This window comes from Cellulosimicrobium sp. 22598 (genome assembly GCF_052044445.1).
GTDB lineage: Bacteria > Actinomycetota > Actinomycetes > Actinomycetales > Cellulomonadaceae > Cellulosimicrobium > Cellulosimicrobium cellulans_G.
The window spans coordinates 214,191-227,709 of the sequence record NZ_JBQEMZ010000004.1; the positions used below are offsets into that span (position 1 = coordinate 214,191).

The following is a 13,519-nucleotide window of genomic DNA, read 5'->3' on the forward strand; positions in this document are numbered from 1 at the left end:
GGGTCTACGGCACCGGGAGCGCCACGGCCTCGACCTCGACCTCGCCGACGAGACGGCGGGCCAGGTCCGCGTCCAGGACGGCCGCACCGGGGACCTGGGCGTTGGCCGTGCCCGCGGCGGCACCGAGCGCGACCGCCGCGGCGAGGGAGGCCCCCGTGTCCAGCGCGACGAGCATCCCGCCCAGGAACGAGTCGCCGCTCCCCACCGGGAAGCGGCCGACGTGGCCCCCGAGCCGCACGCGCAGGACGCTCGTGCCGTCGCTCGCCCACGCCCCCTCGGCGCCGTCCGTGACGACCACGAGGCCGCCCGACCGGTCGCGGATCCCGGTGACGAGCGCTGACCCCGGGGTGTCCTCGGGGACGCCCAGCAGCTCCGCCGCCTCGACCCGGTTCACCTTGACCAGGTCGGGCCCCTCCCCCACGGCACCCGCGAGCGCCGGACCGTGGCTGTCCACGGCGACGCGGGCACCCGCCGCCCGCAGCCGACCGACGACCGCGCCGACCACGCTCGGCGCGATGGTGCCGGGGAGGCCGCCGGACAGCAGCCACCACCCGCCGTGGTGCGTGGCGAGGTCGAGCGCGAGCCCGACGGCACGGTCGAGCGTGTCCGGCCCCACCGGGACGGCACGCTCGTAGATCTCGGTGAGCGCACCGGTCTCTGCGGCCAGGACCGAGACGCACGTGCGTGTCGGGTGCTCTCCGGGCACGACCCGCAGGTCCACGCCGTCGGCTCTCGCCCTCGCCGCGACGTCCTCGCCCGATCCCCCGGCGAGGACCGCGACGGCGGTCGTGCGGGCGCCGAGCGACGCCGCGGCGCGGACCGCGTTGAGCGCCTTCCCCCCGCCGACGCGACGGACCTCGCGCGGGCGCTGGATCCCCTCGAGCGCGTCGACGACGTACGTGACGTCGAGCGAGGGGCTGAGGGCGAGCGCGGAGATCATGCGAGCGCGGCACGCAGCGCGGCCAGCGTGGCCTGCGCCCCGGTGCCCCCCGGGCCGCGCGTCGACAACGAGCCGGCGCAGGCCGCCCAGCGCACGCGTTCGGTCTCGTCCTCGATCCCGTGCGCGAGGGCCGCGAGGTAGCCGGCGTCGAAGCTGTCTCCGGCGCCGGTCGTGTCGACCACGTCCACGGCGAGCCCCGGGGCACGCACGTCGGCTCCGGCCGGTCCCACGGACCACCCGCCGCGCGCACCGTCCTTGACCACGACGCGGGGGCCGCGCGCGGCGACCGCCCGGGCGAGCGCGACGTCGGGATCGCCGGTGTGCGGCGCGTCCCGCACGCCCGCGCCGAACGCCGCCGCGACGGCTCGCAGCTCGTTGCGGTTCGGCAGCAGCACGTCCACGTGGGGCAGCAGGTCCGCGAGCCCGGTCCAGCGCTCGGCGGGATCCCAGTTCGTGTCGAGGGTCGTCGTCCACCCCCGCGCGCGTGCGGACGCGAGGACCGCGGGCAGGTCCGCGGCGAGGCGCGGCTGGAGGAAGAACGACGCGACGTGCACGACGCCGGGCGGCCCGTGCCAGCCGTCGAGCACGGCGAGCGCGTGGGAGCCGGTGAGGGTCGGGATCGTGCCCGGGACCGTGAGGATCGCCCGGTCGTCGGGCGTGGAGAGGATGACCGAGAGCCCTGTCGGCTCGTCGTGGGCGACGTCGACGGCGGAGACGTCCACCCCGGCGGCGCGCAGCGCGTCGAGCGTGAAGGTGCCGAACGTGTCCGCGCCGACGCGCGCGACGAGCGTCGTCGGCACCCCGAGGCGCGCGACGCCGGCCGCCGCGATGCTGGCCGAGCCGCCGAGGACGAGGTCGCCGGAGTCGGCGAGCTGCTCGGCCTGGCCGAAGCGCGGGACGACGTCGCCGCGCAGCACGAGGTCGACGTTCGCGTCGCCGACCACGACGACGGGTCGTGCAGTCGTCCGGTCGGTTCCGTGGGGCAGGGTGTGGGGCGTGGTCATCCCTTGACTCCGGTGAAGGTCATGGTGGCGATGAACTGGCGCTGGGCGAACAGGAAGAACAGCACCAGCGGCAGGGTCGCGACGACGTTGCTCGCCATGAGCAGCGACCAGTCGGTCCGGCGCGCGCCCTGGAAGTTCGTGATCCCGAGCTGGAGCGTGAACGACGACGGGTCGTTGATGGCGATGAGCGGCCAGACGAGGTCGTTCCACGAGCCGAGCAGCGTGAAGATCGCGAGCGTCGCGAGCGCGGGCCGCGCGAGCGGGAGGATGATCCGCCAGAACGTCGCGAGCCGGGAGCACCCGTCGAGGACGGCCGCCTCCTCGAGCTCGGGCGGGAGCGACAGGAAGAACTGGCGCATGAGGAAGATCCCGAACGCCGACGCGAGCCACGGGACCATCGCGGCGGCGAGCGTGTCGATGATGCCGATGCGCGCGAAGAGGACGTACGTCGGGACCATGAGGAGCTGGGTCGGGATCATGATCGTCGCCATGATCGCGAGGAACCCGAACGTGCGGCCCGGGAACTTGAGGCGCGCGAACCCGTACCCGGCGAGCGAGCACAGCACGATGTGCGACGCGACGGCGACGACCGAGACGAGGACGGTGTTCGTCGTCCAGCGCAGCACGTCGGTCTCGGTGAAGAGCTTGACGTAGCCGTCGAGCGTGAGCTGCGAGGGCCAGAACCGCGGAGGGAACCGGTTGATCTCCGCCTCGGGCGTGAGCGACGTGAGGAACATCTGCACGAACGGCGTCGCGAACAGCGCGGCGACGGGGACGAGGAGCAGGTGCCACAGCCAGGCGCGTCGCCGCCGGCGCCGCGGTGCGGGGGTGGCGGTGGTGGTGGCGGGGAGCGGGCCGTCCGGGGCGCCGGGTGGCGCCGCCTGCGGTCCGCCGGGCGTCGTGGCGTAGGCGGCAGGTCCGGGAACGGTCGTCGACATCAGAGTCCACCAACCTTCGTGCGGCGGGAGTAGAGCGTCACGGCGATGGTGATGAGCAGGGTCACGGCGAACAGCCCGTACGCCACGGCCGAGGCGTACCCGAACTCGAGCTCCTTGAACGCCGCCTTCCACAGGTAGTACACGATCGTCTCGGTCGATCCGAGCGGGCCGCCGCGCGTCGTCGTGTAGACGAGGTCGAAGAGCTGGATCGCCTGGATCGTCTGCCAGATGGCGACGAACACCGTGACCGGGGCGAGCTGGGGGAACGTCACGTGCCAGAACGACTGCCACCGGTTCGCGCCGTCCACGCGGGCGGCCTCCGCGAGCTCGACCGGGATGTCCTGGAGCGCGGCGAGGTAGATGACGGTCGTGAACGCGGCCTGCCCCCACAACGACATGATCGTGATGACGACCATCGCCTGCGACGGGTCCTCGAGCCAGCCCTGCTGCGGGAGGCCGAGGACGCGCAGCACGTTGTTCACGAACCCGAACTGCGGGTTGAACAGGTAGGTCGTGAGGATGCCGGTGGCCGCCGCGGAGACCACGAACGGCAGGAACACGAGGGTGCGGTAGACCCCGACCAGGACGAGCCGGCGGTTGAGCGCGACCGCGAGACCGAGCCCGAGGAAGAGCGACGCCGGGACGAACAGCGCGGTGTACAGGAGCGTGTGCCCTACCGCCGCTCCCAGCTCGGCGTCGGTCAGCATGCGCCGGTAGTTGTCCGCGCCCACCGGTTCCGGGGCGGAGAAGCCGTTCCAGTCCTGCAGCGACAGCAGGAACGCCCAGACCGCGGGAAAGATCGACAGGCCGACGACGAGGAGCGTCGCCGGGGTGACGAAGCCCCACCCGGCGAGCGCCTCCCCCGTCCGGCGGCGCCGCGGGGGCCGCCGGACGGGGGTGGGCGCGATCGTCGTCGTCACTGGTCCGCCAGCGCTTCGTCCGACCGGTCGGCGGCCCGCTCGAGCGCCTCGCGCGGTTCTCCCTTGCCCTGGAGGACCTCCGAGACCGCTGTGCCGACCGCCTCGGAGAGGTTCACGTACCCCGGCACGGTCGGGCGGGGGATCGTCGCGTTCTCGCTGTTCTGCGCCATGACGTCCAGGCCGGGCATCGCCGCGACCTGTGCCTGGAACTCCGGCGAGTCGATCTCGCTCTCGCGCAGCGGGAGGTTGCCGTAGACGACGTTCCAGCGCACGTCCTGCTCGGGGTCGGTCAGCCACCTCGTGAACTCGTACGACCAGTGCTCACGGTTCGCGTCCTGGTGGTCGAACAGGACCCAGAGGTCGGCGCCGGAGATCGTCGTGTGCTCGCCGTCGTAGGCCGGCAGGGGGACGACGCCGTACTGCGTGCCCGCGACCTGGAGGTCGTACAGCGTCCACGGCCCGGACGTGACCATGCCGATCTGGTCGCTCGCGAAGATCTGCGTGAACTTGGTGTCGGTCTGGTCGAGGTAGACCGACCCGTCCTCGACGGCCATGTCGCGCAGGAACGTCAGCGCGTCCACGCCGGCGTCGGAGTCGAACGTCGCGGTCGTGCCGGACTCGTCGAGGATCTCCCCGCCCCGCTGCCACAGGTGCGGCCAGAACTGCCACGTCGTCTCCTCGGAGCCGGAGACCCCGTAGGCGTAGCCGTACGTGCTCGTCGCGGGGTCCGTGAGCTCCTTCGCCGCGGCGCGGAAGTCGTCCCACGTCCAGTCCTCGGTCGGGTAGTCCACGCCGGCGGCGTCGAACACCGTCTTGTTGTACAGGAGGGAGAGGTTGTCGACGACGGCCGGGAAGCCGATGGTGGTCTCGCCGTCCGGCTGGGCGGTGGCGCGAGCGGCGCCGGAGAACTCGTCCCAGCCGACGTCGGGGTCGCTCACCTGGTCGGTGATGTCGAGCGTGCGCTCCGACTCGGCGAGCTCGCTCGCCCAGGAGCCGAACGCGTAGGAGATGTCCGGGTAGGTTCCGCCGGCGAACGAGGACGACAGCTTCTGCAGCAGGTCCTCCGTCGACGGCGCGCCCGACGACACCTCGATCGTCACGTTGGGGTGGAGCTCCTCGAACTCCTCGGCGAGGCCCGTGAGGATCGTCTGGGCCTGGTCGGCCTGGCCGGTCCACCACGTGAGCGTGACGTCGGCCTCGGGGTCGAGGGTCGTGGCGCCCTGCGTCCCGGACGAGCACGCGGCGAGCAGCAGCGCGCCGGAGACGACGACCGCTCCGGCGGCTCCCCGGGCCACGGTGAGAGGACGGTCGGGACGGCGGCGGGTGGGATGACGGAACATTGTCGGCCTTGTCTCTTGGGCGGTCTCTTCGTCGAGTGTCCGGGTACTGCGTCCCCGTCGGTGACGGGCTGTCGCGGGTCGTCCTCAGCCGAGGACGACGGAGCGGGTGAGGTGGCGCGGCGCGTCCGCGTCGAGGCCGCGGTCGGTGGCGAGGGCGACGGCGAGGCGCTGGCACTGCACGAGCTGGACGAGCGGGTCCCCCTCGAGGTGCACGACGGTCGCGCCGGTACGCCGCACGTCGTCGGCGAGCGCCGGGTCGTCCTCGCCCAGCAGGATCACGAGCGTCGCGGCGGTCGCGACGGCGACCGGCCCGTGCCGGTAGTCGAGCGCCGGGTACGACTCGGACCACGCCTGCGCCGCCTCGCGGATCTTCAGCGCCGCCTCCTGCGCGAGGCCGTAGGCCCACGAGCGGCCGAGGAACACGAAGTGCTCGAACGCGCCCGGCTCGACGGGCAGCGGCGCCACGAGCGCCTGCTCGGCCTGCTCGACGAGGTCGGAGAGGTCCTCGCCGAACGCCTGGCGGGCGACGGCGAGCACGGTGGTCGGGAACCGCGTCTGGACGACCGACTCCTCGTCCGCGAGGTCGAGCACGAGGACGTCGTCCGCCGCGAGGGCGACGGGCGTACCCGCGACCCCGACGACCGCGGCGGTGCGCGTTCCCGCGGGGACGGCCGCGAGCGCCTCGAGGCACTCGCTCGTGGTCCCGGAGCGGCTGATGACGACCACGCGGTCGTAGGGACGCGTCGGGTTCCACTCCGACGCGTACGCGGCGTCGGTCTCGCCGAGGCCCGCGTCCTCACGGAGGACCGCGATCGCCTCGGCGACGAACGCGCTCGTCCCGCACCCGAGCACGAGGACGCGCTCGCCGGGCGCGCCGAGCACGGAGCCGGTGGCGGGTCCGCCCGCGAGGGCCTTGGCCCACACGTCGGGCTGGCTGTGGATCTCTCGCTCGGTGACGGCGCTCGGGCTCACGTGCTTGTCCTGTCGTCGGCGGGGTCGTGACCCCGGGTCCAGCGGTGGTGGGTGCCGCGCGGCGCGGACCCGATGCCCAAGATCCTGCTCATCGTCTGCGCGATAGTCACGCAGAGTGGCACATTCACTCACTCTGGATGATCGGTTCGCGTAACATCCGTGAAATCTGCGCGCGGGGGGCAGATGCTCGGGGACGTGACCGATCCTCTCCACCACGCCACCCCGCCCCCGGTGCCGCCCGCACCCGACCTGCGGCTCGCCGACTGGGAGCCGCGTGCCCGCGTGCGGCTCCCCCGGACCGACGTCACCCGGGCCGCGGTGCCCGCCGTCGACGTCCACAACCACCTGGGCCGCTGGCTCACCGCCGACTGGTGCGCGCCGGACGTTCCCGCGCTGCTCGACCTGCTCGACCGCACGAACGTGCGCACGGTCGTCAACCTCGACGGCCTGTGGGGCGACGAGCTCGAGGCCAACCTCGACCGGTACGACCGCGCGCACCCGGGCCGGTTCCTCACCTTCTGCCAGGTCGACTGGGGGGCGCTCGCCCACGCGGGCGGCGAGCGCGAGGTGCAGCGGCAGCTCCGCGACGCCGCGGCGCGCGGGGCGCGCGGCCTCAAGGTGTGGAAGGACCTCGGCCTGACCGTCACCGGCCCCGACGGCGCGCTCGTCGCGCCCGACGACCCTCGCGTCGTCGAGACGCTCGCGCTCGCGGGCGAGCTCGGGCTGCCCGTCCTGATCCACGTCGCCGACCCGAAGGCCTTCTTCGACCCGCTGGACCGGTACAACGAGCGCGTCGACGAGCTCACCGCGCAGCCGTCGTGGTCGTTCGCCGACCGGTCCCGGTTCCCGTCGTTCGAGCACCTGCTCGACGCGTTCGAACGCCTGCTCGTCGCGACGCCGGGGACCACCTACGTCGGCGCGCACGTGGGCTGCGTCGCCGAGGACCTCGACCACGTCTCACGGCTCCTGCGGTCCGCACCGAACCTCGTCGTCGACGTCGCGGGCCGGCTGGCGGAGCTCGGGCGTCAGCCACGGCGCTTCCGCCGGCTCGTCGAGGACTTCCCCGACCGCGTCCTGTTCGGCACCGACGCGTTCCCGTTGTCCCGCGAGCAGCTCGAGACGCACTTCCGGTTCCTCGAGACGGCCGACGAGCACTTCTCCTACGCTCCCGGCGACCCCGTTCCGCCCCAGGGTCGGTGGGCCATCTCGGGCGCGGACCTCCCGGCGCACCTCCTGCCGGCCCTCTACGCGGGGAACGCGTGCCGGGTGCTCGGACTCGACGGGGCCTGACCCGCCGGGTCAGGGCAGCACGACCTCCCGCGCCGGGTGCACCGACGCGTCGAGCACGACGCGGTCGCCCAGCGGTTCGTCGAGCTCGACGACGAACGGCGTCGGCGGGTTCGACGGGCAGTTCGCCTCGCCGGTGCGCGGCTCGACGCCGACCGTCACCGCGACGGCGTCGTCACGCACAGCGAGCGCCGACAGCCGCACCCGGCCCTCGGCGTCCTCCCCGTTGTTGCACGCCATCTCGGTGACGAGGAGGTGCAGCTCGCGCGCGTCGGGCACCGGCGGGTGGCCCGGGTCCAGGGTGAGCGTCGCGGTGCCGAGCCGACCGAGGTCGGCGCGCAGGGCGCAGGTCTGCGCGGCGGTGAGGAACCACGTCGGCACGGGGTCGACGTCCGTGGCGTCGGTCAGCTCGATCACGAGCATCTCGTGGGTCCGGACGTCGCCGGCGCCCAGGTCTTCCGGCTGGTCGAGCGCGCGCAGCAGTGCGACCCGCTCGGCCCCGACCACTCTCCCCGTACGTGCCACGCGGTCCTCCTTCATGTCCCGAATGCGTGCCGACCGGGCGCGACCTTGCGGGCCCGCCGTGGCCGGGATGACGACCCGCCGCTTTACTCGTGGTGGGTGACAGCGTGCGCACTGTCACACTGTCGGACAAGACAAACCCCATACGGATGTCTTGAAATGGGACCCATCGACCACAACCGTCGTCCGACGAGGCGACGCCCGCAGGTAGGGGGACACCATGACACGAGCCGTCGTCACGGGCTACGGGGCGGTGACCCCGGTCGGGCTCACCGCGGCAGGCACCTGGGACGCGCTGCTGCGCGCCGAGCCCGGGGTGCACGCCATCAAGGACGACTGGGCCGCCGACCTGCCCGTGCGCATCGCGGCACGGGTGGACGACGCGTTCGCGGAGGGGCTCGCCGTGCGCGAGGCGCGCCGCACGGACCGGGCGGAACAGCTCACGCTGGTCGCGGGCCGCGAGGCCTGGGCCTCCGCGGGGTCGCCCGACGTCGACCCCACGCGCCTCGCGGTCGTCGTCGGGTCCGCGAACGGCGGCATCGCGACGACGCTCGACCAGTCCCACGTGCTCGACGAGCAGGGGCCCCGCCGCGTCTCGCCGCACACGGTCACCATGCTCATGGCCAACGGGCCGGCGGCGTGGCTGTCGATCGACCTGGGCGCCAAGGCCGGTGCGCGTGCGCCCATCAGCGCGTGCGCCGCGGGCTCCGAGGCGATCACGATGGGTCGGGAGATGATCCTTTCCGGGTCGGCCGACGTCGTCGTCTGCGGCGGGGTGGAGGCGGGCGTCCGGCCGTTCTCCCTCGCCGCGTTCGCGGCGGCGCGCGCCATGTCGACCCGTAACGACGAGCCCGAGCGCGCGTCGCGCCCGTTCGACGTCCACCGGGACGGCTTCGTCATGGGCGAGGGGGCGACGCTCCTCGTCCTCGAGAGCGAGGAGCACGCGCGGGCGCGCGGCGCCGCGGTGCACGGCGTCGTCGCCGGGGCCGCGCTGACCTCGGACGCGTTCGACATCGTCGGCGGGGACCCCGAGAACCAGGCCCGGACGATCGGGATGGCCCTGCGCGCCGCGGACCTCTCCCCCGCCGACGTCGGCCTCGTCCACGCGCACGCGACGTCGACCCCGGTGGGCGACGTCAACGAGTCGGACGCCCTGCACGCGGCGCTCGGCGTGCCCCCGCCCGTGACGAGCACCAAGGGCGCGACGGGCCACCTGCTCGGCGCCTCGGGCGCGCTGGGCATCCTCGTCGCGCTGCTCGCCGTGCGCGACGGCCGCGTGCCGCCCACGCTCAACCTCGACGCGCTGGACCCGGCGATCGACCTCGACGTCGTGCAGGGCGCCGCCCGGGACACGACCGCCCGCCACGCGCTGGTCAACGCCTTCGGCTTCGGCGGCCACAGCGCGAGCGTGGTCGTCTCGCGCGACTGACCTCCCCCGCCGAACACGACCTGAAGGTCGTTATGGGGCGCTTTCCGTCCTTCAGGTCGTGCTCGACCGCGCGTGAGGACGTGCTCGGCCGTCGCGACGCGCCGCGAGGCACGATGGGAGCATGGACCTCGACGCCCGGCTCGCCGACATCACGACGCTCGCCGTCGACGCGATCGTCAACGCCGCGAACTCGTCGCTGCTCGGCGGCGGGGGCGTGGACGGCGCGATCCACGCCGCGGCCGGGCCCCGGCTGCTGGAGGAGTGCCGCCGGATCCGGCGCACGACCCTCCCCGACGGCCTGCCTGTCGGCGACGCCGTCGCGACCGGCGGCTACGACCTCCCCGCCCGCTGGGTGATCCACACCGTCGGGCCGGACCGCCACCGCGGCCAGACCGACCCCGCGCTCCTCGCGTCGTGCTTCACGCGCTCGCTCGACGTCGCCGCGGGCCTCGGCGCCGCGACCGTCGCCTTCCCCGCCGTGAGCGCGGGCGTCTACGGCTGGGACGTCGACGACGTCGCGCGGGTCGCGGTCGAGGCGGTGCGCGGGTGGTCCGCCGCCCGTCCGAGCGCCGACCGCGGCGAGGGTGTCGCCGCCGCGACGTTCGCGCTCGTGTCGCCCCGCGCCCTGGCCGCGTTCGAGGCCGCCCTCGCGAGCTGAGCCGGCCCGTAGGGCCGAGCCCCGGGTCAGGGTCGGCGTCGGGAGGATCAGGGTCGGTTCGGGGGACATCCCGATACCGCCGCGACGAGCGTGCTCCTACCGTCGAGGCATGAGCACCTCCGACGCCTCCGCAGCCTCCTTCCGGCCGACCCTGTCCCGGCCGCGTCACGGTCGGATGATCGCGGGCGTGTGCGCAGGGATCGCCCGCCGCTTCGGCTGGGACCCGACCGTCGTGCGCATCGTCGCCGCGGTCTCGATCCTGCTCCCCGGCCCGCAGGTCATCGCCTACCTGATCCTCTGGGCCCTCATGCCCAACGACCGGGACTGACCCTCCGCGCCGGCCGCGGCACGCGGCCGAACCCGGGGTTGCGGGCAGTCTCCGCATCGAGACCGCCCGCAAGCCCGGGTTCGGCGCGGGGCCGGGCCGTCAGCCCGGGAGGCCGCGCATGCGGCGCCGAGCGACGACGATCGTCGCGCCGCCGGCGACCAGCACGACGGCGAGGCCCACCAGGGCGCCGACGTGCGCTCCGGTCGTGGCGAGCCCGTCGGGGCGACCCGACCCTGCGCCGTCGGACCCGCTGGCCGTGCCGTCCGCGGCGAGGACCTCGAGCTCCGTCCACAGGACGCGGCCGTCCACCTGCCCGACGAGCGCGAACCGGTGCACGCCCGCCGCGGCGTCGGCGGGTACCGTCACGGTCGCGGTGAGGGTGCCCGAGGCGTCGGCGCGGACCATGCCCAGGTCCGCCGGGGTCGAGAAGAGGGTCGCGGAGACCCACTCGCCGGGCGCGAAGCCCTCGGCCGTCGCCGTGACCTGCTCGCCCGCGCGGACCCGCGCCGGGGAGAGGGTGACCCCGCCGTGGTTCGCGTCGGTGAGGTCGTCGGCGTCGACCGTGTGGAGCGGGGTCGACGGCGGCTGCTCGCCCGCACCGGGCGTCTCGCCGGGCTCGCCCGGACCGCCCGGGTTCTCGCCGTCGAGGTGGCCCTCGAACACGTCCGACGCCGCGCCGAGGCGCAGGAGCACCGTCTCGCCCGTGGCGTCGGCGAGGCCGTCGTTGTCGGTGATCGCCCAGACCGTGCCGTCGCCGCCGAGCGTGAGGCCCTCGAGCTTCTCCTGCGTCCAGCCGTGCGTGGCGCGCAGGTCGGGCAGGACGTCGTGCGCGAGCGTCTTGGTCACGGCGACCGGGGTCGTCGACGCGGCCCCGACGGCGACGTCCGGCACGTCGACCGCGTAGACGCGCTTCACCGCGGCGGCGGGGCCGTTGAGCTTGTCGCGCTCGATCACGGCGAGCGTGTCGTGGTCGACGACGGTCACCTCGCTGAGGCCCAGCCAGTCGCCGTCCGTCGTGGTCTGCTCGAGCGGGTAGGCGAACCAGTCCCACGTGCCCGACGCGACGTCGTAGCGGCCGAGGCGCGCGGTGCCCGCCGTGCCGCCCTCGTCGGTGGTCAGGCCGCGCTGGAGCGCGACCCACACCTGCTCGCCCGCGGCCGCGGACCCGTCGTCCGTCGAGACCGCCGGAGCGACCGCGACGCCCTCGATGCCCTGCTTGCCGAGGCCCGCGGCGACCGCCTCCGGCAGCGCGACGGTCTCGACCACCGCTCCCGCGGCGTCGACGCGCACGATCGCGTTCTCCGCGCCCTTCGCGCCCTCGACCCCGAGCCAGAACCCGCCACCGGGGCGCGCCGCGACGCCCTCGACGTCGAGGCCCACGGGGGCGCCGTCGCGCGTGAGGGTCACGGTCCGGTCGATGACGGCCGGGGAGCCGGCGCCGTAGCCCCGGACGTCGAGCGACAGGAGCTGCGTCGTGGAGTACGCGGCGTCGGTCGCCGTCCACAGGCGCTGGGGATCGGTCGGGTCCGCGGTCAGCGCGCCGAGCGCGCCCCAGCCGATCGGGGCGCCGGCCTGCGGTCCCTCGACCGCGTCCGCGGAGACGACGCTCGGGAACTGCGGCGACCCCGCGCCGTCGGCCCACTGCGCGCCGCGCCCGAACACCGTGACGGCCGACCGCACGCCCGCACCGGCGTCGTCCTCCTCGCTCGACACGACGAGCAGGTCGCGCTGCGGGACGACGAGCAGGCCCTCGGGGCCGTTGGTCGTCGCGAGCACCTGGACGAACCGCGGGGCGCTCGGGTCGGAGACGTCGTAGACGGCCACGAAGTTCGAGCGCTCCGAGCCGACGAACGCGTAGCGCGTGCCGCCGAGCGTCGCGACGGTCAGGCCCTCGGGCTCGACGCCCTTCTTGGCCGCGCGGTCCTCGGTGTGCAGGCCGACGCGCACGGCGAGGCGCTCGAGCTCCGCGCCCGCGTCCCACACGACCTCGCCCGACGCGGCGTCGAACACCGACCAGCCGCGCGACCCGCCCTTCCAGTCGCCCTCGTTCGCGGTCGCGACGTGCGCGTCGTCGAGCCAGCCGATCGCGTCGGGCTCGCGCGGCGTCGCCGGGATCGACCCGGTCTGGTCGATCACGCCGTCCTTCTTCACGTCGATCCCGGACACGGCGACCGCGCCCGCGGAGAAGACGGTCTCGACCTCGCCCGTGGCGATGTCGACGACGGCGACCCCGTTGTTCTCCTGGAGCGTCACCGCGACCTTCGTGCCCGCCGGGTTGACGGCGACGTACTCGGGCTCGGGGTCCTGCGGCGTGTCGAGGCCGGCGGCCGCGACGACCGGGAGCGGCGCCCCGGCCTCGTCGAGGAAGGAGACGGCGCGGGTGGACCAGGCGGCCGGGTCGTCACCGGGCAGGTCGAGGATCTGCAGGAAGCCGCCGGGAAGCTGCGGGAGGTCGCCCTCGTCACCTCCGCCAGCACCGCCCTCGGGCGTCGCCTCCTCGTCGCGCTGGTTCTCGATCGCGACGACGGCGTGCGCGCCGTCGGGCGTGACGGCGATCGAGTCGGGCTGGCCGCCGAGGTCGAGCGACCGCACGCGCTCGCGCGTCGCGAGGTCGACGACGTCGAGGCGACCGCTCGGCTCGGTGAAGCTCACCGACGTGTCCACGACGACGAGGACGTACCCGCCGACGACCGCGACCGACGTCGGCTCGTCGTGCTCCGAGCCGAGCTCGGCGAGGCTCAGCGTGCCGAGGCCCTGCGGGGCGCTCGGGTCGGTGAGGTCGAGGAAGCCGATGCGGCGCGCGAGCGCGTCCGTGTGGACGACCGTGCGCCCGTCCTCGCTCACCGCGGAGATCTCGGCGACCGTCTCGGCGGCGGCGTCCTCGCCGGCCGGGCGGTTCTGGAACACCGGGTACGTGGCGAGGCGGTGGAACGTCTCGTCCGCGGCGGGCGCCGTCCAGGCCGCTTCCGTCGCAAGACCGAGCGCCGTCGTCGGGGCCGACACCGCCCCGGCCGGGTGCGCGGGAGCCGCCGCGAGGGCGGGCAGCGCGCCCAGGCCCAGGGTGAGCGTCGCGCCCGTGGCGACGAGCGCTGCGATGCGCGTGCGGCGGGCCGGGGTGCGCGCGGACGTGCGCGCCAGGGTCCGCTCGGGGATGGCTGACATGTCTCTCCTTCGACGTGGG

At 74.5% G+C, this 13,519-nt stretch carries 12 protein-coding genes; 4 read left to right on the plus strand and 8 right to left on the minus strand.

Annotated elements, in window-relative coordinates; translation table 11 throughout:
• Positions 1–4: 4 nt before the first annotated feature.
• From ACTJIY_RS06450 to ACTJIY_RS06475, 6 genes are all read right to left on the minus strand, one after another.
• Positions 5–940 carry a 1-phosphofructokinase family hexose kinase gene (locus tag ACTJIY_RS06450; protein WP_440673455.1) on the minus strand — a complete coding sequence of 312 codons (936 nt, stop codon included), beginning with the start codon at positions 938–940 and terminating at the stop codon, positions 5–7.
• Positions 937–1,944, minus strand: a complete 1,008-nt coding sequence (locus ACTJIY_RS06455; RefSeq protein WP_440673454.1) for a carbohydrate kinase family protein — start codon at positions 1,942–1,944, stop codon at positions 937–939. The genes ACTJIY_RS06450 and ACTJIY_RS06455 overlap by 4 nt, the downstream gene beginning before the upstream one ends.
• Positions 1,941–2,882, minus strand: a complete 942-nt coding sequence (locus ACTJIY_RS06460; RefSeq protein WP_253054742.1) for a carbohydrate ABC transporter permease — start codon at positions 2,880–2,882, stop codon at positions 1,941–1,943. The genes ACTJIY_RS06455 and ACTJIY_RS06460 overlap by 4 nt, the downstream gene beginning before the upstream one ends.
• On the minus strand, positions 2,882–3,802 hold the full coding sequence (locus ACTJIY_RS06465) for a carbohydrate ABC transporter permease (protein WP_253054747.1): 921 nt from the start codon (positions 3,800–3,802) through the stop codon (positions 2,882–2,884). Before ACTJIY_RS06465 ends, ACTJIY_RS06460 begins: the two co-directional genes overlap by 1 nt.
• On the minus strand, positions 3,799–5,097 hold the full coding sequence (locus ACTJIY_RS06470; RefSeq protein WP_253054749.1) for an ABC transporter substrate-binding protein: 1,299 nt from the start codon (positions 5,095–5,097) through the stop codon (positions 3,799–3,801). The genes ACTJIY_RS06465 and ACTJIY_RS06470 overlap by 4 nt, the downstream gene beginning before the upstream one ends.
• Before the next feature lie 129 nt (positions 5,098–5,226).
• Complete coding sequence (locus ACTJIY_RS06475) at positions 5,227–6,114, minus strand: SIS domain-containing protein (RefSeq protein ID WP_440673453.1); 888 nt, start codon at positions 6,112–6,114, stop codon at positions 5,227–5,229.
• 195 nt (positions 6,115–6,309) lie between these two features.
• Between ACTJIY_RS06475 and ACTJIY_RS06480 the strand changes: the two genes are divergently transcribed.
• A complete protein-coding gene (locus ACTJIY_RS06480) occupies positions 6,310–7,404 on the plus strand; it encodes an amidohydrolase family protein (RefSeq protein ID WP_439157869.1) in 1,095 nt (364 codons plus the stop codon).
• A gap of 9 nt (positions 7,405–7,413) precedes the next feature.
• Here the strand turns inward: ACTJIY_RS06480 and ACTJIY_RS06485 are convergent, their stop codons facing one another.
• Positions 7,414–7,926, minus strand: coding sequence for a hypothetical protein (locus tag ACTJIY_RS06485; protein WP_440673452.1), 513 nt, complete (start codon positions 7,924–7,926; stop codon positions 7,414–7,416).
• 217 nt (positions 7,927–8,143) lie between these two features.
• On the opposite strand from ACTJIY_RS06485, the gene ACTJIY_RS06490 reads away from it, so the two are divergent.
• The 3 genes from ACTJIY_RS06490 (at position 8,144) to ACTJIY_RS06500 (ending at position 10,338) form a co-directional block, all read left to right on the plus strand.
• Positions 8,144–9,352: a beta-ketoacyl-[acyl-carrier-protein] synthase family protein gene (locus tag ACTJIY_RS06490; RefSeq protein ID WP_440673451.1), complete on the plus strand. Its 1,209-nt coding sequence runs from the start codon at positions 8,144–8,146 to the stop codon at positions 9,350–9,352.
• Between the two features lie 121 nt (positions 9,353–9,473).
• A complete protein-coding gene (locus ACTJIY_RS06495) occupies positions 9,474–10,010 on the plus strand; it encodes an O-acetyl-ADP-ribose deacetylase (protein ID WP_440673450.1) in 537 nt (178 codons plus the stop codon).
• 109 nt (positions 10,011–10,119) lie between these two features.
• Positions 10,120–10,338, plus strand: coding sequence for a PspC domain-containing protein (locus ACTJIY_RS06500; RefSeq protein WP_053370472.1), 219 nt, complete (start codon positions 10,120–10,122; stop codon positions 10,336–10,338).
• A gap of 99 nt (positions 10,339–10,437) precedes the next feature.
• On the opposite strand, the gene ACTJIY_RS06505 is transcribed toward ACTJIY_RS06500, so the two are convergent.
• Complete coding sequence (locus ACTJIY_RS06505) at positions 10,438–13,500, minus strand: esterase-like activity of phytase family protein (protein WP_440673449.1); 3,063 nt, start codon at positions 13,498–13,500, stop codon at positions 10,438–10,440.
• Positions 13,501–13,519: the final 19 nt, after the last annotated feature.

Coding starts and splice junctions, on each gene's coding strand:
- ACTJIY_RS06450 (WP_440673455.1), bottom strand. CDS start 940: ATGATCTCCGCGCTCGCCCTCAGCCCCTCGCTCGACGTCACGTACGTC.
- ACTJIY_RS06455 (WP_440673454.1), bottom strand. CDS start 1,944: ATGACCACGCCCCACACCCTGCCCCACGGAACCGACCGGACGACTGCA.
- ACTJIY_RS06460 (WP_253054742.1), bottom strand. CDS start 2,882: ATGTCGACGACCGTTCCCGGACCTGCCGCCTACGCCACGACGCCCGGC.
- ACTJIY_RS06490 (WP_440673451.1), top strand. CDS start 8,144: ATGACACGAGCCGTCGTCACGGGCTACGGGGCGGTGACCCCGGTCGGG.
- ACTJIY_RS06495 (WP_440673450.1), top strand. CDS start 9,474: ATGGACCTCGACGCCCGGCTCGCCGACATCACGACGCTCGCCGTCGAC.
- ACTJIY_RS06500 (WP_053370472.1), top strand. CDS start 10,120: ATGAGCACCTCCGACGCCTCCGCAGCCTCCTTCCGGCCGACCCTGTCC.
- ACTJIY_RS06505 (WP_440673449.1), bottom strand. CDS start 13,500: ATGTCAGCCATCCCCGAGCGGACCCTGGCGCGCACGTCCGCGCGCACC.